We start from the raw sequence: 17,192 nt of genomic DNA, 5'->3' as shown, positions 1-17,192 counted from the left end.
GGCCACAAAATCCCGCAGGAGTCACGTGCGGATGGCGGTCTTCCGCCAGCCAAGGCGTATGTTTGAGTGCCCAGCTGACCGCCGGGCGATCAATCCTCCCGCCGCTGGTCCCGCCATGTCTGCTACCACGCCGCAGCGAACCCCAATCGCGATGCCGATGCAGTGCCCCGACGGCTTCGAGCCGGTGCACCCGGTGGTGCTGGTGCGGCTCGGGCTGTGGGACATGGACCTGTTCCTGGCCGGGGCCAACGGGGGGAAGCCGGTGCTGCTGCGCGGCTCAGGCGTGGAGGTGGACGGGCAGCGCATCGACGCGTTGGTCGAGTCGCTCGAGACCCCGGTGCTGGTCCGCAGCTCGGACTACCAGAAGCTGTCGGAGCACCTGCTCGACAGCCTGGACGGCGTCGTCGAGGACGAGTCGATCCCGTCTGCCGACCGGTTTGTGATGGTGCAGACCGCGGCCTTCGCCGAGGTCGAGCTGGCGTCGACGCTGATCGACCCGGAGCGGTTTGTCGGCGCCTCGCGGCGGGTCGGCGGCGTGCTGGTCAAGCTGCTGCAGTGCGGCGACATGACCCCCGCCGAGATGTTCGCGGTCGCCAGGCACGACCACTACACATTCACCCACGTGACGAACGTCTGCTGCTACGCGCTGCAGCTCGCGGCCGAGCTGGGCGTCTCCGACCCGGACGAGCTGCACGAGCTGGCGGTCGGCGCGTTGCTGCACGACTCCGGCAAGCGACGCATCCCGCCCTCGTTGGTCCGCAAGCCGGGCCGGCTGACCAAGTCGGAGCTGGCGATCGTGCGGATGCACCCGCAGCACGGGTTCGAAGACCTGGCGCGGGGCGCGTCGCTCACGCTGCGGCAGCTGATGATGGTTTACCAGCACCACGAGCGGGTCGACGGCGCCGGGTACCCGGTGGGTCTGACCGGCGGAGAGATCCATCCCTGGGCGCGGCTGCTGGCGGTGGTCGACGTGTTCGACGCGCTGACCGGCCGCCGCCCCTACCGCCGCCCCTGCTCCTCGGAGGTCGCGCTGCGGCACCTGAAGGCCCACGCGGGGTCCCACTTTGACAAGGAGATGGTCCATTGCTGGAGCAAGATCATAGCGGCGGAATGAGCGACGACCCCTGGGGCGGGGCCGACCTGGTGGTCGAGATCGACGAGCGGACCAGCAAGTCGTGGTCGGCCGGCGTCGCCGGCGAGGACCAGCGCCGCAGGCCCCGCCGGCAGTTCGCCTGCCGGGCCGCCGCGGCGCTCGACGGACGCGCCGGCCAGACGCTCGGCGTGTACTGCCGCGACCTGTCGCAGACCGGGGTCGGGCTGCTCGCGCCGAGCCACGCGCTGCCGCTCGAGCAGGGCCGGCTGCAGCTCAAGGACCAGCGGGAGCTGGCCTTCCGGGTGAGGCACTGCCGCCGCTTGTCGGCGGGCTGCTTCCTGTGGGGCTGCGACTTCGACGCCGAACCGGACGGCGGCCCGCTCCGCGGGTTCGGCGACGCGCTGGCCGCCTGCGGCGCAGCCCCGGTCTAAGAGCGACGCCGCCGGGACCGCCTTTGCCGGTTGCAGCGGCCAGGGGCCGGCCGGGGGTCGGGATCCGCGCATCTGGGGTCCCGCGGCGGGCCCCGCCGACAACCGCGGCGTAGGCTTATCTTGAGCCGCGCCCGGAAGCCGCGACGCCCCTCGTTCCACGCCTACTCGACACAGACGCATGCCGTCAGCCGGTGCAAGTTCCATGTTAGGCGGGCTGCTCGATCCCCAGGCCCGCGTCCCCAGCGGGTACGAGCCGATCCACCCCGCGGTGATGAGGCAGCTCAACCGCTGGGACGTCGACGTGTTTGTGCTCGGCGCCCCCGGCGAGCCGCCGCTCCTGTTCCGGGAGTCGGGCCTGGCGGTGCAGGACAGCCGCGTCGAGCGCCTGCTGAGCACCATCGACCGGCGGGTGCTGGTCCGCACGAAGGACTACTACACGCTGTCGGAGCAGCTGCTGGCCTCGCTTGAGACGATCCAAGACGGCTGCCACGTGCCGGACACCGACCGGTTCGCGATCCTGCAGACGGCGGCGGCCGCCGCGCTCGAGTCGACCATCCCGCTGGTCAACCCGGCCCGCTTCGTGAACGCGTCGCGGCGGATCAGCGACCACTTTGTCAGGCTCGCCGAGACCAGCAGCCTCAGCCCGGCGAGCGTGTTTGCGATCGCCCGCCACGACCAGAGCGCGTTCACCCACGCGACGAACGTCTGCTGCTACTCGCTGATCCTGGCAGAGGAGCTCGGCGTGACCGACAGGGCCCAGCTCGACGAGATCGCGCTGGGCGCGCTGCTGCACGACATCGGCATGCGGCACGTGCCCGCGGAGATCCTCCGGAAGCCGGGGGCGCTGTCGCCGCGCGAGATGGAGGTGGTCCGCAAGCACCCGCAGCTGGGTTACGAGGAGCTGCTGAGCACCACGTCGCTGAGCCTGCCGCAGATGCTGATGGCCTACCAGCACCACGAGCACGTCGACGGCCGGGGCTACCCGGTGGGCGCCGTGCGGGACGAGATCCACCCCTGGTCGCGACTGCTGGCGGTAGTGGACGTGTTTGACTCGCTCACCGGCCGCCGGCCCTACCGGCCCCCGTTCTCGCCGGAGGAAGCCATGCACCACCTCGAGGAACGCTCGGGGACGCAGTTCGAGAAGGAGGTGGTGCAGTGCTGGCGCCAATTGCTTCAGCTGTGATGATCTCCGAGCTGTGGGAGTCGGTCGTCGAAGAGACGCAACTGCCCCCCGGCGAAGAAAACAGCTACTTCAAGCGGTCGGGCATCATGCCCACCGCGTACGACGAGCGGCGCCGCCACCGGCGGTTCTACTACCGCACGCCCGCGGTGCTGCGCGTCGGCGACGTGGAGCCGGTGCTGCTGGGCGCCTACTGCCGGGACATCTCGCGCAACGGCATGGGCCTGCTGAGCCCGCGGCAGTTCCTGCCGCTGCAGCAGGCGCGGCTGATCATCTCCGAGTCGCAGTGGTACGACCTTCGTGTGCGGTGGTGCCGCCGGCTGGGGGAGCAGTGCTACCACGTGGGCTGCGACTTCGACACCCAGGAAGAAGGCGGCCCCGGACTGTGGTAGGGGCCAACCGCTACAGCGCGTCAAACGCGGCGCCGTAGCGCACCAACCCGGCGACGCCCGCCAGGGCTTGGGCGCGGAGCTCGATCGCCATAAACGCGTCGCCCGCGTCGTAGACGCTGCTCAGCCCGAAGTCGGACGCGGGGCGGAACCCGAACCGCCGGTAGTAGCCCGGCTCGCCCAGCACGACGGCGAACCCGGCGCCGGCCGCGCGGCACTCTCCCAGCCCCGCCGTAACCAGCGCGGCGCCCAGGCCCTTTGACTGCTGTTCGGGCAGCACGGCCACCGGCGCCAGCCCTACCCCGCCGCGGTCGGCGCCGTCCAGCGTCACGGGGCTGAACGCGATGTGGCCGACAACCGCGTCGTCGCACGTCGCGACGAGCGACAACCGCAGCTCGCCGCGGGCGCGGAGCGAGTCGACCAGCCGGGCCTCGGCGTCGGTCGGGAAAGCGGCGGCGTGGACCGCGTGGATCGACTCGGGGTCGCCCGGCCGCTCAAGGCGGATCGACGCGGGGGGTGTCGGCATGGCGCGGCTCCCGACGGGGCGGCTACTCGCTGGGGGCGTCCACCTCGACGGCATCCTCTTCCTTCTCCTCGGCCGGCACGCGGACGACGGCGGTCAGCGAGTCGCCCTCGTCCAGGCCCATGATCCGCACGCCCTGCGTGTTGCGGCCAATGGTGCTGACGTCCGACGCCTTGATCCGCTGGATCTTGCCGCGGGCGGTCATCATCAGCAGTTCGTCATCGTCGGTGACCCGCGTGATGCCGATCACCTGCCCATTGCGGTCGGTGGTCTTGATGTCCCGCACGCCCTTGCCGCCGCGGCCCTGAGTGCGGTAGCGGGCCGACGAAGAAGACTCGTCGTCTGGCGAGCCCGGGGCGTCAGCCTCGGGAGCGGCCCCTCCGGAGGCTGACGCCTCCGGCTCTTCGTCGGCGGCGTTGGGGCCGAACGGAGTCCGCTTGCCGTAGCCGTGCTCGGTGGCGGTCAGCAGCGTGGCGTCGGGGTCGGCCACGACCATGCCGACCAGCGAGTCGCCCTTGCCGAGGTTCACGCCCTTCACGCCGCTGGAGTTGCGGCCCATGGCGCGGGCGTCGGCCTCGTTGAAGCGGATCGCCATGCCGCCGGCGGTCGCCAGCAGCACCTCGTCGCCCGGCTTGGTCACGACCACGTCGACCAGCTCGTCGCCCTCTTTGAGCTTGATGGCGATGATGCCGGTCTTCATCGGCCGGCTGTAGGCCTTGAGCTCGGTCTTCTTCACGAGGCCGTTGCGGGTGGCCATCATCAGCGAGTGGTCGGGCAGGTCGAAGTCGCGGATCGCGCGGCAGTCGGCGATCCGCTCGCCGTCTGCCAGGTTGAGCAGGTTCACCACCGCGCGGCCCTTGGAGTCGCGGGCCAGCTCCGGCAGGTTGTAGACCTTCTGCCAGTACACCTTGCCGAGGTTCGTGAAGAATAGCAGGTAGTGGTGCGTGCTGGTGACAAACAGGTGCTCGATCGGGTCGTCGTCGGCGACCGTCGCGCCCTTGATGCCCTTGCCGCCGCGCCGCTGCGCGCGGTAGGTGCTGGCGGGCGTGCGTTTGATGTAGCCGTTCGTGCTGATCGAGACGACCATCGTCTCTTCCTCGATCAGGTCCTCGATGTCGACGTCGCCCACCTCGGCGTGCGAAATCTCCGTGCGCCGGGCGTCGGCGTGCTTGCTGCTGGCGAGCGCCTCGAGGTCCTCGCGGATGATCGCGTAGATGCGGGCCTCGTCGGCGAGGATGCCGAGGTACTCGCCGATCTCGGTCAGCAGCTGTGCGTGCTCGTCCGCCAGCTTCTCCTGCTCCAGGTTCACCAGCTGGCCGAGCGTCATCTTGAGGATGGCGTCGGCCTGCACGGGCGTGAGCGAGTACTCCTCGGCCACGCCCCGCTCGTCCTGGAACTGCGCGAAGCCCTCGTCGCCCAGCGCCCGCTTGAGCAGCGCACCGGGCGTCTTGATCTGCATCAGGGCCTGCTTGGCCTCGGGCTGCGTCTTGCTGGCCCGGATGACGCGGATCACCTCGTCGATGTTGGCGTGCGCCAGCAGCAGGCCCTGCACCGTGTGCTTGCGGCGGCGGGCCTTGGCGAGGAGGAATTGGGTCCGCCGGCGGATGACGGTCACGCGGTGCCGCAGGTACTCCTGCAGCATCTCCTTGAGCGTCAGCACGCGGGGCTTGCCGTCGACCAGCGACAAGAAAATCAGGCTGAACGTGTCCTGCAGCGGCGAGTACTTGTAGAGCTGGTTGAGCACTATGTCCGGGTCGGCGTCGCGCTTCAGGTCGATGATCAGACGCACCGGCTCCTTGAGGTCGGACTCGTTCCGCACGTCAGCGATGCCGGCGATCTTGCCCTCGTTGGCGAGCGCCGCGATCCGCTCTTCCACCCGGTCCCGCGCCTGCAGGTAGGGGATCTCGTGGATCAGGATCCGCGTGCGCTTGCCGCTCTCATCGATGCTGGTGCGGGCGCGGACGGTCATGGTCGACCGGCCGGTCTGGTAGCCGCGGAGGATCCCCGAGCGGCCGCAGATGATGCCGCCGGTCGGGAAGTCGGGCCCGGGGATGTGCTCCATCAGCTCCGGGATGGTGATCTCGGGGTTGTCGATCAGCGCGATCACGCCGCGGCAGACCTCGCCCAGGTTGTGCGGCGGGATGCTGGTCGCCATGCCCACGGCGATGCCGCCCGAGCCGTTCACCAGCAGGTTGGGGAACTTCGACGGAAGGACGGTCGGCTCGGTGTGACGCTCGTCGTAGGTGGGGATGAAGTCGACCGTGTCGAGCTTCAGGTCCTCGAGCATCATCGACGCCACCGACGACATGCGGGCCTCGGTGTACCGCATGGCGGCCGGCGGCAGGCCGGCGATGCTGCCGAAGTTACCCTGCTTGTCGATCAGCACGTTGCGCATGTTCCATTCCTGGGCCATGCGCACCAGCGTGGGGTAGATCACGCTCTCGCCGTGCGGGTGGTAGTTGCCGCTGGTGTCGCCGGAGATCTTGGCGCACTTCACCCGCGCCGCGCCGGGGCCGAGGTTGAGGTCGTTCATCGCGACCAGGATCCGCCGCTGCGACGGCTTGAGGCCGTCGCGCACGTCGGGCAGCGCACGGCTGACGATCACGCTCATCGCGTACGTCAGGTAGCTGTCCTTCAGCTCGTCCTCGATGGGCAGGTCGATCAGCCGCTGCGCGATCGCCTGCTCAACCGGGTCGAACCCGGGTTCCAATGATCCGTCACCGGGGCCGCCTGCTGGGGTCTCTTGGTCGTCGTCAGCCACGCGCTAGCATCCTCGCGGGAGAAGTGGGTTAGCCCAGTATTTTAGGTGTTTTTGGGCTGGTTCACAATGCTCCGCGGGCGGCGAAGAACGGGGCCTGGCGGTCACTCGTACGACTGTTCGGCGGTCGGAAACGCCCCGGACCGCACCTCGTCGCGGAAGGCCGTGACCGCGTCGGTGATGGAGCTGCTCAGGTCGGCGTACGCCTTGACGAATTTGGGCGCGTACTCGCTGGTCAGGCCGAGCACGTCGTTCACGACCAGCACCTGCCCGTCGCACTCGGGGCCCGCGCCGATGCCAATGGTCGGCACCGACACCTTCTGGGTGATCTCCCTGGCGATTGAGGTCGGCACGCACTCCAGCACCATCGCGAAGGCGCCGGCGTGCTCGGCCGCCTGGGCGTCGGCCAGCAGCCGCTCGCGGTCGCGCTGCACTCGGTAACCGCCCAGCTGGTGGACACTCTGCGGCCGCAGCCCAACGTGGGCCATCACGGGGATGCCCGCCTGCACCAACGCGGCGATGGTGTCCGCCTGCTCGACGCCCCCCTCCAGCTTGACCGCCTGGCAGCGGGTTTCCTTGAGGATCCGGCCCGCGTTGTCGATCGCCTTGTGCCGGCCCAGGTGGTAGCTGGGGAACGGCAGGTCCACGATCACCAGGGCGTTCTTGACGGCTCTGCCGACCATGCCGGCGTGGTATATCATCTCGTCCATCGAGACCGGCAGCGTGTTCTGGTGGCCCTGGACCACCATCGACAGGCTGTCGCCGACCAGGATCCCCTCGACCCCGCAAGCGTCGACCAGCTTGGCCATGGTGTAGTCGTAGGCGGTGAGGACCGTGATCTTGCGGTCCCCGCCCTTCATGGCGGCGAAGCGGGGGGCGGTCAGCTGATTGGGCATAGTGGTCGGAGGGGTTGAGCTAGCGGCCGAATGGCCGGGTGGGGCCCGCCAGCATCGGCCGGCCCGCCTGGCCCCGTTGCCCACCTGGCCGTTGGGGAATAGCGGAAGGGCCCGGACGCGAAGAAGAGCGGGGAAACATCGATAATACGCGATGGCGGCCGGCCCCGGGAAGATGCGGGGCTTGCTGGCTTTTTTCGCGGGATTCGGCGATACTGGTAGACAGGGCCCGTTCGCGGCCGCCCTAGGAACAACCCACGCCCTGCTTGCGCCGGCGCTGCCGGACCGCCTACTGCGGCTTATTCATTGGGAGCCTCGAGGCATGAACCACCGTCAACGCCACGCTTTCACCCTGGTCGAGCTGCTGGTCGTGATCACGATCATCGGCATGCTGGTCGCGCTGCTGCTGCCCGCCGTGCAGGCGGCCCGCGCCGCGGCCCGCACGGCCCAGTGCGCCAACAACCTCCGGCAGGTCGGTCTCGCGGTAACGGGTTACGAGACTGAGAAGCAGAAGTACCCCGGCTACCTGCAGCCGGTGAAGCGGACCGCGGCGCTGTACGCCACGATCAACTTCAACGGCACGGCTCTGTCGGAGTCGACCCTGCGCGACAGCGCCGGCAGCGGCAACGACAAGTTAGAGTCCCGGTTCAGCTGGGCCGCGATGATCGCCCCCAATGTGGAGCGGCAGGATATGTGGGATGCGATCACCGAAATGGGCAACGGCTTCAAGATCCCCACCGTCAGCGTTTTCCTCTGCCCCGCCGACACCGAGCTGACCTCCCTGCAGGGCAACGCGGGCCTTAGCTACATCGCGAATACCGGCGCGTGGGACTTCAACTCGTCGCAGACCTTTTACGGGCCCGCGACTACGGGCGCCAACACGGGCGACACCAAAGCCAACGGACTCTTCATGAACCACGTTCTCGGGAACGAGAAGGTTCTAGCGACCGACATCCAGGACGGCGCGTCGATGACGATCATGCTGGCCGAGAACATCCAGAAGAACCCCCAGTACTGCTGGGCGGGCGTTGACGCCAATGGACTCGGCGAGGCGCAATTCGGCATGGTCTGGATGACCGGTAGCGGAACCGCACCCAACGACCTGATCTCGCGCGACGAGTCGGTCCTTAGCGACCCGTCGAACATCAATCGTCAGGCGCCGATCGGCGAGGAGGTGGGGGTTCAATTCCCGGCCACCACCCCGGCATACGCTCGACCCTCGAGCGGCCACCCCAGCGGAACGATCAACACCGTGTTTGCGGACGGCCACGCCCAGCCGATCAACCCGCAGATCGACCCGATCGTGTACCAGCAGCTGCTGGCGCCGAACAACCGCAAGTGCGTCGACCCCGCGAACCACAACGACAACACCCAGCCGATCAGCGACTACCGCCTGGCCCCGCCGTTGGCGGACGGCAGCTTCTAGTCAGAGGCCGGTAATCATACGCTGATCAGCACGAATCACCCCCGGGCCGCGGGCATCCCCGCGGCCCGGTTTCTATTGAGGAGGGCCAAGCCACGGCCAAGAAAGACAAAAAGTCGAAGCCCGGCGATGATCCTAACGAGAAGCTCATCGCCAACAACCGCAAGGCGCGGCACGAGTACGAGGTGCTGGACCACCTCGAGTGCGGCATCGTGCTTACCGGCTGCGAGGTGAAGAGCCTCCGTGAGGGCCGCATGTCACTCGACGAAGCCTACGGCCGCGTCGACCGTGGCGAGGTGTGGCTCATGGGCTGCGACATTCAGGAGTACACCTTCGACAGCCAGCAGAACCACGACCCCCGCCGGCGTCGCAAGCTGCTGATGCACCGCCGGGAGATCAACAAGTTCGCCAACCAGGCGTACGAGAAGAACCTGACGCTGGTGCCGCTGAAGATGTACTTCAAGTCCGGCCGCGCGAAGGTGCTGATGGGCATCTGCCGCGGAAAGAAGAACTACGACAAACGCCAGGCCCTCAAGAAGCACGACGCCCAGCGCGAGATCGACCGCGCCATGCGGCGCGACCGCTGAGCAGCGCCTGGCGTTGCGGCGCCGAGCTACTTTCGCCGCAGCGCAATGACCGAATCGAACGGCGCGCCGGCGGCCTCCGCCCGACGGACCGCGGCGTCCATCGCCCGCCAGGCGTCCATCCGGCGGTGGTTGTCGGCCGTGACGTCAGCGAACACCTTGACGATCCGCCGTGCGCGCCGCGCGTCGAGCTGACGGGGGTCGCCGACCGCGAGGATCAGCCGCTCGCGGATTTCGAGCTCGAACGCCGCCGTGCGGTGCCGCTGCTCCGAGTCCCAGCCGACCGGCGGGTCGTCGGTGGAATCGGCCTGCTGCTGGCTCGCCCGCACCCGCATGGCAACCGCGGCGCCGGCTAGTGCGTAAGAGCCCTCGCCCGTGTTGGGGTCGACCACGGCCGCGGCGATCGACACCCCGGCGCCGCCCGGGCTGGCTTCGGAGAGGGTGTCTGTCACGCGGTTGAGCAACCGCCCCGCGTTGACGGCGGTCTCGGCGTGTGACCGGAGGGCGATCCGCGCGGCCTGCAGCGTGAGGTGGGACTCCTCGTCCTTCACGCCGGGCGAACCGACAAACGCGCCCGCGTAGACCAGCACCCGGCCGTCGGCCAGCGTGTGCCAGTCGTGCAGCGCGAGGGTCGCGTCGGTCTGGCCGGCGACCTCGAGCTCGTCCAGCTGCAGCGCATCGGTGGGAAGCAGCAGCCGGGCGGGCTCGGGCGGCGTGACGCTCGCCACGCTCGTTGTCCTGGGCTTGAGCAGCTCGCGGCGTTCGAGCTCGACGGCCAGCCGGCCGGCGACGATCTCCACCAGCTGCAGCTCGGGGTCGCTGATCGTGCGGGGCTCTCGGCAGTAAAGCCAGAGCGTCCCGTGGATGGTGGTGTCGCTGGCCACCGGCACGCAGACGGCGGCGCCGCACTTACGGGGCGTTCCGAACTCGGGCATGAGCTCGTCGTCCTCCAGCACGACCGCCTCGCCGGCGAGCGCGGTCAGGTCGCCGGGCGCCTCCTCGATGGGCCGCGGCCGGGCGTGCCGTTTGGCGGTCGAAGCGAGCGTCCGCAGTTCGGCGGTGCGGTCGTCCAGGACGAAGAAGTCGGCCAGGTCGTACCGGAGCCCCTGCGTTGTTCCGGCCAGCACCGAGGTGATCCGCTGCTCGAACAACGTCGTCTCGCCGGCGAACGCCACCGTGGCCGGCATACCGCTAGGCAGGCCCGGGCCCGGCATGGCGTCCGGCTGGGGGACGGTCGGCTGCACGGGCATCAGGATCGTTGGCGGATCGAGGTGCGTGTCGTCGGTTGGCATCGGGGGCGGCGCTGGGCGGGGGACGATGGCGGCGAATGGGAGGTCTGCGTAGTTGAGTCCATCGGTTGTCGGGGGTGCGTATCTTGGGGTAATTGAGAAAATAGCGGCGAGTTGCGCGGTCGAGGGTTTTGGGGTGGCGGTGAAACGTGCCGCTCCCCACGCTATGCTGGCTGCGGCAGGTCCGTATTCCTAAAGGAGTTACGCTCGCGATGAAGAACCTACCCCTGCACTGGCGGATCCTACTCGGCATGGTCGTGGGCGTAGGCCTCGGCGTGGCGGCCGTGTTATTCGACGCGTGGGGCTGGAACGGGCAGCGGCTCGACGAGACGGGTGAGCTGCAGGGATGGACCTGGGCGCAGCTGGTGGTGAACTGGATTAAGCCCTTCGGGACGATTTTCATCAACGCGCTCAAGCTGGTGGCGGTGCCGCTGATTGTGGCCTCGCTGATTAAGGGCGTGACCGACCTGAAGGACCTGTCGAAGCTGTCGTCGATGGGCGGCCGCACCATCGCGCTGTACCTGCTAACCACTGCGGTCGCGGTGACCCTGGGGCTCACGCTGGCCACGGTGGTCGGTCCGGCGCGGGGGCTCAGCCAGGAAACCCGCGAGTCGCTGGCCGCGTCTGCCGAGGGCGCCGCTCAGAGCAAGCTCGACCTGGCCAATCAGCAGAGCGAGATGGGCCCGCTCCAGCCGCTGGTCGACCTGGTGCCCTCCAACCTGCTGGCCGCCGCCGCGGACAACGGCAGTATGCTGCAGGTGATCGTGTTCGTGCTGTTCTTCAGCGTGGGCCTGCTGCTTTCGCCGCCCGACAAGGCGAAGCCGGTTAAGGACTTCTTCGACGGGGTCAACGAGGTGGTGCTGAAGCTGATCGATCTGATCATGCTGTACGCGCCGATCGGCGTGCTGGCGCTGATGGCCGCGATGGTCGCCGAGACGCAGAGCTGGTCGATCTTCATCGCCCTGATGAAGTACTGCCTGTGCGTGTTCGTGGGCCTGACGGCGATGGTGACCCTGTTCTACCCGCTGGTGGTGCGGTTCTTTACCGGCGTGCCGTACGGGGCGTTCTTCCGGGGGATCTCGCCGGCGCAGCTGCTGGCGTTCTCCACCAGCTCCAGCGCCGCCACGCTTCCGGTCACGATGGAGCGGACCGAGGAGCACCTGGGCGTGGACGAGGAGGTGGCGAGCTTTGTGCTGCCGATCGGCGCCACGATCAACATGGACGGCACCAGCCTGTACCAGGCGGTGGCGGCGGTGTTTATCGCTCAGGCGTACGCGGTCGACCTCAGCTTTAACGAGCTGATCACCGTTGCGCTCACGGCCATCCTTGCGTCGGTCGGAACGGCAGCCGTGCCGAGCGCCGGCATCGTGATGCTGGTCGCCGTGCTGCGGGCGGTGGGCGTGCCGGTTGAGGGCATCGCGCTGATCCTGCCGGTGGACCGCGTGCTGGACATGTGCCGCACCGTGGTGAACGTCACCAGCGACGCAACGGTCGCGATGCTGGTCGCCAAGAAGGCCGGCAAGCTCTCCCCGCCGCACGAGCGCAAGTGGGATGACCACTATCCACCGGAACAGGCTGGCGGCGACTGATTTCGCTTGCCGCGCTGGCCGGCAGACCCCAGGCATCCTGAGGGCCCCCGACATCGTCGGGGGCCCTCGGTCCGTGGATGCCTGTGGGTTGCCAGGCGCCGTTAGGCGTCGGGGTTGCTGGAGAGTTTCACCAAGCTTTCAGCGGTGCGGCTAAGCTCGCCCATGGTGATGGACTGCTCTTCGATGGCGGCGGCGACCGTGTTGGTGTTGCCGCGCACCTCGGCGATGCTGTCGGTGATCTGCCTGGTCGAGAGGGTGACCTGATCGATGCGTTGACGCATCTCTTCGACGCTCTTCTCGATGCTCTGGGTGGCGGCCCCCGTTTCCCGGGCGAGCTCCTTGACCTCGTTGGCGACCACGGAGAAGCTGCGTCCGGACTCGCCGGCGCGGGCGGCCTCGATGGTGGCGTTGAGGGCCAGCAGGTTGGTCTGGTCGGCCAGCTCCTGGATGACGCCGACCACCTTATCGATCGCCTTGCTGCTCTCCTGCAGCATCTGGGCGGCCGCTGACGAGTCCTTCACGTGGCCTTCGGTTTCGGTCGCGAGCGACGCGGTGCGGCTCACGCTCTTGCTGATCTCTTCGATCGTGGCGGCCATCTCGGTGCTGCTGGACGCCAGGCTGCGGCCCACGTCGGCCGCGTCCTGCTTGGTCCGGATCTCGGCCTCAACCTCTCGCGTGATGTCCGCCGCGAACTTCACGACTTTGACGACCTCTCCCGAGCAGTTCAGCACCGGGTTGTAGGACGCCTGGATCCAGATTGTGCGGCCGTCCTGTGTCACCCGCGGGTACCTGCCGGCCGAGGTCTTGCCCGACGCCAGGTCACGCCAGAAGTCGGCGTACTCAGGGCTCTGCGCATACACTGGGTCGCAGAACATGCGGTGGTGGTTGCCGCGGATCTCTTCCAGCCGGTAGCCCAACGCGGCCAGGAAGTTGTCGTTCGCTTTCAGGATGGTGCCATCGGGCGTGAACTCGATGCACGCCTGAGATCGGCCCAACGCGTCAAGCACGGCTAGCTGGTCGAGGGCGGACCGCTTGGTTTCGGTGATGTCACTGGCGATCTTGACGACCTTCGTGACCTGACCCTGGTCGTCGAGCACCGGGTTGTAGGAGGCGGAGATCCATACCTCGCTGCCGTCTTTGGCATAGCGCTTGAACTCGCCCGCGACCGACTTGCCGTTTGCCAGGTCACGCCAGAATTGACGGTAACCGTCGGACTCGGCTTCTGCCGGATCGACGAACATCCGGTGGTGGTGCCCCTGGATCTCGCTCAGCGAGAACCCGAGCACCGCCAGAAAGTTGTCGTTGGCGGTGAGGATCGAGCCGTCGGGCTCGAATTCGATAATCGCCTGCGAACGGCTAAACGCGTCGATTGTGGCTTGCGCCCCGTTCGCGACGACTTGTGACTCGGTGTGAGAGGGATTGGTTGTGAGAAGGCCGAAAGACATAGATTGCGACTCCGGTTGTGCTGGGCGGCATGATGCCGCGGTCCGCCTGAGTGACTAGCCCAACCCACTCCCGCGGGGGGTAGGGCTCGCACAAAGATGGGTCGCGCACGACAGCACGAGGCAGGTTGACCAGCAGTAAACCGACAGTTTACGGCCTGCCCCCAGGAGTAATCGGAGTAGTAGCGCTACGCCCTAGAACCCGTCCAGCCGGTCGGCGGGAAGGGTTCGAGGGGCGATCGGTATGTCGGGGCGATTGACTAGGCGTTCGCCCTGTCGGCCAGTTTCACCAGCCCTTCGGCGTTCTTGCTGAGCTCGCCCATGGTGATGGACTGCTCTTCGATGGCGGCGGCGACCGTACTGGTGTTGCCGCTGACTTCGGCGATGCTCTCGGTGATCTGCCGGGTCGAGAGGGTGACCTGCTCGATCCGCTGCCGCATCTCCTCGACGCTCTTCTCGATGCTCTGGGTGGCGGCGCCGGTCTCTTGGGCGAGTTCCTTGACCTCGTTGGCGACCACGGCGAAGCTGCGTCCGGACTCGCCGGCGCGGGCGGCCTCGATGGTGGCGTTGAGGGCCAGCAGGTTGGTCTGGTCGGCCAGTTCTTGGATGACGCCGACCACCTTGTCGATCGCCTTGCTGCTCTCCTGCAGCATTTGGGCGGCGGCGGAAGAATCGCGCACGTGGTCTTCGGTGTTGGACGCTAATGAAGCGGTGCGTCCAACGCTCTTGCTGATTTCCTCGATCGTGGCGGCCATCTCCGTGGCGCTTGCGGCCACCGTCTGGCCGATGCTGGCCGCCTCTTCACGGGTGCGGACCTGTTCGGTGATGTCGCGCCAGGCGGCCATCGATCCCAGCCGGGCGCCCTGCTCGTCAGAGATCGCAACGGCCATCAGCTCGAAGACGTACTCGCCGAGCTTGATCTGGGTCGAGATCGGCAGCTTCGACTCGTCGGCCAGCAGCCGCTGCTGGTGGGAGGGGTCTTTGTGGAACGCGTCGATGCTCGACCCGACGACCTGGTCGACCGACATTGGGAGCAGGTCTTCGACGACCTTCAAACCCCGCTCCGAAGCGGGGTTCATGTAGCGGATGACGTTGCCGGCGTCCGCGTACATGATGTTGAACGGCATCAGCCGGATCATGTTGGCGAGCCGCCTGGCCTCCTCGCCGGCCAGCTTCAGCTCGGTGATGTCGCCGGCGATCTTGACGATCTTGGCCACTTTGCCGGCTTCGTCGAACACCGGGTTGTACGAGGCCGAGATCCAGATTTCGCTGCCGTCTTTGGCGAACCGCTTGAACTGGCCCGCGTTCGGTCGACCCTCGGCCAGGTCACGCCAGAACTGTTGGTAGGCGTCGGTTTGGGCCTCGCCCGGCTCGACGAACATGCGGTGGTGCTGGCCCTGGATCTCGCTGAGCGAATAGCCGAGAACGGCGAGGAAGTTGTCGTTGGCGGTGACGATTGTGCCGTCCGGCTGAAACTCGATGATCGCCTGCGACAGGCTGAACGCGTCGAGGACCGCCTGGGAGTCGCTATTGGGGGCGGCGGCGACGGGCTCTGGGCGCCCGGCCTTGCGCTTCATCAGCAGGTTGGTGGCCATGGTGGGTACGCTCTCCCAATACTGTGGCGTCGGGTCCCGTACGCTGGACGCCACAATGGCGTCTCTGGGCTGCGTGAGGGTTTCCGTCCTCGATCGCCGGTTGACGCAATTGTGGGTTACCGCCTGTCGGCGGCGGCGGCGCTTCGGTAAGCCGCCGGGCATTGCGGACCTCGTGCGGCGGCCCGTCCGTCAACGGCCGTACAACCGGCGCCACTGGGGTGAGCTCTTGCGGATTGCGCAACCTCCATGCAAGCCGTGCGCAACAGAAAGACCACCCCGGCCTCGCGGCCGGGGTGGTCTGGTGGGATGAGGTTGTCGTCGTGAGCGGTTGGCTAGCTGTTTGCCTGGTCGGCCAGCTTAACCAGCCCCTCGGCGGTCTTGCTGAGCTCGCCCATGGTGATGGACTGCTCTTCGATGGCGGCGGCGACCGTGTTGGTGTTGCCGCTGACCTCGGCGATGCTCTCGGTGATCTGCTGGGTCGAGAGGGTGACCTGCTCGATCCGCTGCCGCATTTCCTCGACGCTCTTCTCGATGCTCTGGGTCGCGTTGCCGGTCTCCTGGGCGAGCTCCTTGACCTCGTTGGCGACCACGGCGAAGCTGCGTCCGGACTCGCCGGCGCGGGCGGCCTCGATGGTGGCGTTGAGCGCCAGCAGGTTGGTCTGGTCGGCCAGTTCTTGGATGACGCCGACCACCTTGCCGATCGCCTTGCTGCTCTCCTGCAGCATCTCCGCGGCTGACGACGAATCGCGGACGTGGCTCTCGGTCTCGGCGGCGAGCGACGCCGTGCGGCTGACGCTCTTGCTGATCTCGTCGATCGTGGCGGCCATCTCGGTGGTGCTCGAGGCGACCGTCTGACCGACGCTGGCGGCCTCGGCCCGGGTGCGGACCTGCTCGGTCACGATGCTCCAGGTGGCCATCGCGCCGATGTAGTCGCCGGCCTTGTCGGTGATGGCGCTCACCAGCAGGTCGAGGATCTCCTCGCCCAGCTTGATCTGGGTGTGCACCGGCAGGTTCGCCGGGTTGGCTAGCAGGCCCCGCTGGTGCGACGGGTTCTTGTGGAAGATGTCGATGTTCGCCCCGACGATGTTGTCGGCCGACACCGGCAGCAAGTGCTCCACCTGCTTGAGCGTCTTGAGCGAAGCCGGGTTCATGTACCGCACGACCAGGTCGCGGTCGGCGAACATCACGTTGATCGGCATGTTGGCGACCATGTTGGCCAGGCGGCTCGCGTCGTCGCTCGCCAGCTTGGTGCTGGTGATGTCGCTGGCGATCTTCACGACCTTGCAGACCTGGCCCTGATCGTCGAGCACCGGGTTGTACGAGGCGGAGATCCAGATGGTCTCGCCGGTCTTGGTGAACCGCTTGAACTCGCCCGCCGCGGTGCGTCCGGCGGCCAGGTCGCGCCAGAACTGGCGGTAGTCGTCGGTCTGTGCCTCGGCTTGATCGACAAACATGCGGTGGTGCCGGCCCTGGATCTCGCTGAGCGAGTAGCCCAGCACCGCCAGGAAGTTGTCGTTGGCGGTGACGATCGTGCCGTCCGGCTCGAACTCAATGATGGCCTGCGAACGGCCGAAGGCCTCCAGCACGGCCGTGGCGTCGCCCTGGGCGTGGCCGCCGGTTGGGTCGGGGGTGGCTTTTTCGGGGCGGCTCTTGAACAGGCTGGAAGGCATTGCATCGACTCCTGGAACTTGGTGTGTCTGGCGGCTCGGTCGGCAGCGGTTCTGCCGCGGCGGGCGCCGATGGGCGGGGGCCCCGCCCGGCCGCCCCGGATGGGCGGACCGAGCGGGCGTTTCGAATCGGCCGCCGGCGTCACGGAAAGATGGGTTGGACCCCGCCGCCGCGGCATAAGGGTTTGCCGCGAAGCGGGCGGTGGACTTCCACTAGGGGGACCCCTACGTCCGGCGCAACGCGTCCCGCGGGGCCTCCGGGGGCCCTGGCGGCGGCCGTCGATGCTCGACGTACCTGGGCCCGCTGGCAATACTGGAGGTTTCCCCCACCCCAGT

14 protein-coding genes are annotated in these 17,192 nt (G+C 67.9%); 7 read left to right on the top strand and 7 right to left on the bottom strand.

All coding sequences use genetic code 11. The features are described 5' to 3' along the window. The first annotated feature begins 115 nt into the window (after positions 1 to 115). The 4 genes from KOR34_RS19650 to KOR34_RS19630 all read left to right on the top strand — a co-directional run bounded on the left by KOR34_RS19650 (position 116) and on the right by KOR34_RS19630 (position 3,096). Complete coding sequence (locus tag KOR34_RS19650) at positions 116 to 1,114, top strand: HD-GYP domain-containing protein (RefSeq protein ID WP_197531602.1); 999 nt, start codon at positions 116 to 118, stop codon at positions 1,112 to 1,114. After that, the gene (locus KOR34_RS19645; RefSeq protein ID WP_146567413.1) at positions 1,111 to 1,524 is read left to right on the top strand and encodes a PilZ domain-containing protein; all 414 of its coding nucleotides are present in this window, start codon (positions 1,111 to 1,113) and stop codon (positions 1,522 to 1,524) included. Before KOR34_RS19650 ends, KOR34_RS19645 begins: the two co-directional genes overlap by 4 nt. A 178-nt stretch (positions 1,525 to 1,702) precedes the next feature. Beyond that, the gene (locus tag KOR34_RS19635; protein WP_146567411.1) at positions 1,703 to 2,707 is read left to right on the top strand and encodes an HD-GYP domain-containing protein; all 1,005 of its coding nucleotides are present in this window, start codon (positions 1,703 to 1,705) and stop codon (positions 2,705 to 2,707) included. Beyond that, complete coding sequence (locus KOR34_RS19630; protein ID WP_146567409.1) at positions 2,680 to 3,096, top strand: PilZ domain-containing protein; 417 nt, start codon at positions 2,680 to 2,682, stop codon at positions 3,094 to 3,096. The genes KOR34_RS19635 and KOR34_RS19630 overlap by 28 nt, the downstream gene beginning before the upstream one ends. Positions 3,097 to 3,106: 10 nt before the next feature. On the opposite strand, the gene KOR34_RS19625 is transcribed toward KOR34_RS19630, so the two are convergent. The 3 genes from KOR34_RS19625 to panB all read right to left on the bottom strand — a co-directional run bounded on the left by KOR34_RS19625 (position 3,107) and on the right by panB (position 7,270). Beyond that, complete coding sequence (locus KOR34_RS19625) at positions 3,107 to 3,619, bottom strand: GNAT family N-acetyltransferase (RefSeq protein ID WP_146567407.1); 513 nt, start codon at positions 3,617 to 3,619, stop codon at positions 3,107 to 3,109. Between the two features lie 22 nt (positions 3,620 to 3,641). Then, positions 3,642 to 6,227, bottom strand: coding sequence for a DNA gyrase subunit A (gene gyrA, locus KOR34_RS19620; RefSeq protein WP_390620801.1), 2,586 nt, complete (start codon positions 6,225 to 6,227; stop codon positions 3,642 to 3,644). 251 nt (positions 6,228 to 6,478) lie between these two features. Continuing rightward, on the bottom strand, positions 6,479 to 7,270 hold the full coding sequence (gene panB, locus KOR34_RS19615; RefSeq protein WP_146567405.1) for a 3-methyl-2-oxobutanoate hydroxymethyltransferase: 792 nt from the start codon (positions 7,268 to 7,270) through the stop codon (positions 6,479 to 6,481). Positions 7,271 to 7,589: 319 nt separating this feature from the next. Between panB and KOR34_RS19610 the strand changes: the two genes are divergently transcribed. Continuing rightward, positions 7,590 to 8,693, top strand: a complete 1,104-nt coding sequence (locus tag KOR34_RS19610) for a DUF1559 family PulG-like putative transporter (RefSeq protein WP_228714709.1) — start codon at positions 7,590 to 7,592, stop codon at positions 8,691 to 8,693. A gap of 74 nt (positions 8,694 to 8,767) precedes the next feature. Next, positions 8,768 to 9,277, top strand: coding sequence for an SsrA-binding protein SmpB (gene smpB, locus KOR34_RS19605; RefSeq protein WP_146567401.1), 510 nt, complete (start codon positions 8,768 to 8,770; stop codon positions 9,275 to 9,277). Between the two features lie 26 nt (positions 9,278 to 9,303). Here smpB and KOR34_RS19600 read toward each other — a convergent pair whose 3' ends face one another. Next, a complete protein-coding gene (locus KOR34_RS19600) occupies positions 9,304 to 10,566 on the bottom strand; it encodes a SpoIIE family protein phosphatase (protein WP_146567399.1) in 1,263 nt (420 codons plus the stop codon). 209 nt (positions 10,567 to 10,775) lie between these two features. Here KOR34_RS19600 and KOR34_RS19595 point away from each other — a divergent pair, with 209 nt between their 5' ends. Further along, on the top strand, positions 10,776 to 12,152 hold the full coding sequence (locus tag KOR34_RS19595) for a dicarboxylate/amino acid:cation symporter (RefSeq protein WP_146567397.1): 1,377 nt from the start codon (positions 10,776 to 10,778) through the stop codon (positions 12,150 to 12,152). Positions 12,153 to 12,253: 101 nt separating this feature from the next. Here KOR34_RS19595 and KOR34_RS19590 read toward each other — a convergent pair whose 3' ends face one another. From KOR34_RS19590 to KOR34_RS19580, 3 genes are all read right to left on the bottom strand, one after another. Continuing rightward, on the bottom strand, positions 12,254 to 13,597 hold the full coding sequence (locus KOR34_RS19590) for a methyl-accepting chemotaxis protein (RefSeq protein WP_146567394.1): 1,344 nt from the start codon (positions 13,595 to 13,597) through the stop codon (positions 12,254 to 12,256). 257 nt (positions 13,598 to 13,854) lie between these two features. Next, positions 13,855 to 15,189, bottom strand: a complete 1,335-nt coding sequence (locus tag KOR34_RS19585) for a methyl-accepting chemotaxis protein (protein ID WP_197531601.1) — start codon at positions 15,187 to 15,189, stop codon at positions 13,855 to 13,857. Between the two features lie 332 nt (positions 15,190 to 15,521). Further along, on the bottom strand, positions 15,522 to 16,859 hold the full coding sequence (locus tag KOR34_RS19580; RefSeq protein WP_146567391.1) for a methyl-accepting chemotaxis protein: 1,338 nt from the start codon (positions 16,857 to 16,859) through the stop codon (positions 15,522 to 15,524). Positions 16,860 to 17,192: the final 333 nt, after the last annotated feature.

The sequence above is a fragment of the Posidoniimonas corsicana genome, assembly GCF_007859765.1.
In the GTDB taxonomy this organism is placed as follows: domain Bacteria; phylum Planctomycetota; class Planctomycetia; order Pirellulales; family Lacipirellulaceae; genus Posidoniimonas; species Posidoniimonas corsicana.
Note: the sequence above shows the minus strand (reverse complement) of the source record. Positions and strands in the feature narration are given on the sequence as shown.

Bases quoted from the DNA above. Each gene is read 5' to 3' on its own strand.
- gyrA (WP_390620801.1), bottom strand. From the start codon at position 6,227: ATGAGCGTGATCGTCAGCCGTGCGCTGCCCGACGTGCGCGACGGCCTC.
- KOR34_RS19650 (WP_197531602.1), top strand. From the start codon at position 116: ATGTCTGCTACCACGCCGCAGCGAACCCCAATCGCGATGCCGATGCAG.
- KOR34_RS19595 (WP_146567397.1), top strand. From the start codon at position 10,776: ATGAAGAACCTACCCCTGCACTGGCGGATCCTACTCGGCATGGTCGTG.
- KOR34_RS19580 (WP_146567391.1), bottom strand. From the start codon at position 16,859: ATGCCTTCCAGCCTGTTCAAGAGCCGCCCCGAAAAAGCCACCCCCGAC.
- KOR34_RS19610 (WP_228714709.1), top strand. From the start codon at position 7,590: ATGAACCACCGTCAACGCCACGCTTTCACCCTGGTCGAGCTGCTGGTC.
- KOR34_RS19635 (WP_146567411.1), top strand. From the start codon at position 1,703: ATGCCGTCAGCCGGTGCAAGTTCCATGTTAGGCGGGCTGCTCGATCCC.
- KOR34_RS19625 (WP_146567407.1), bottom strand. From the start codon at position 3,619: ATGCCGACACCCCCCGCGTCGATCCGCCTTGAGCGGCCGGGCGACCCC.
- KOR34_RS19600 (WP_146567399.1), bottom strand. From the start codon at position 10,566: ATGCCAACCGACGACACGCACCTCGATCCGCCAACGATCCTGATGCCC.
- KOR34_RS19590 (WP_146567394.1), bottom strand. From the start codon at position 13,597: ATGTCTTTCGGCCTTCTCACAACCAATCCCTCTCACACCGAGTCACAA.
- KOR34_RS19645 (WP_146567413.1), top strand. From the start codon at position 1,111: ATGAGCGACGACCCCTGGGGCGGGGCCGACCTGGTGGTCGAGATCGAC.
- KOR34_RS19585 (WP_197531601.1), bottom strand. From the start codon at position 15,189: ATGGCCACCAACCTGCTGATGAAGCGCAAGGCCGGGCGCCCAGAGCCC.
- panB (WP_146567405.1), bottom strand. From the start codon at position 7,270: ATGCCCAATCAGCTGACCGCCCCCCGCTTCGCCGCCATGAAGGGCGGG.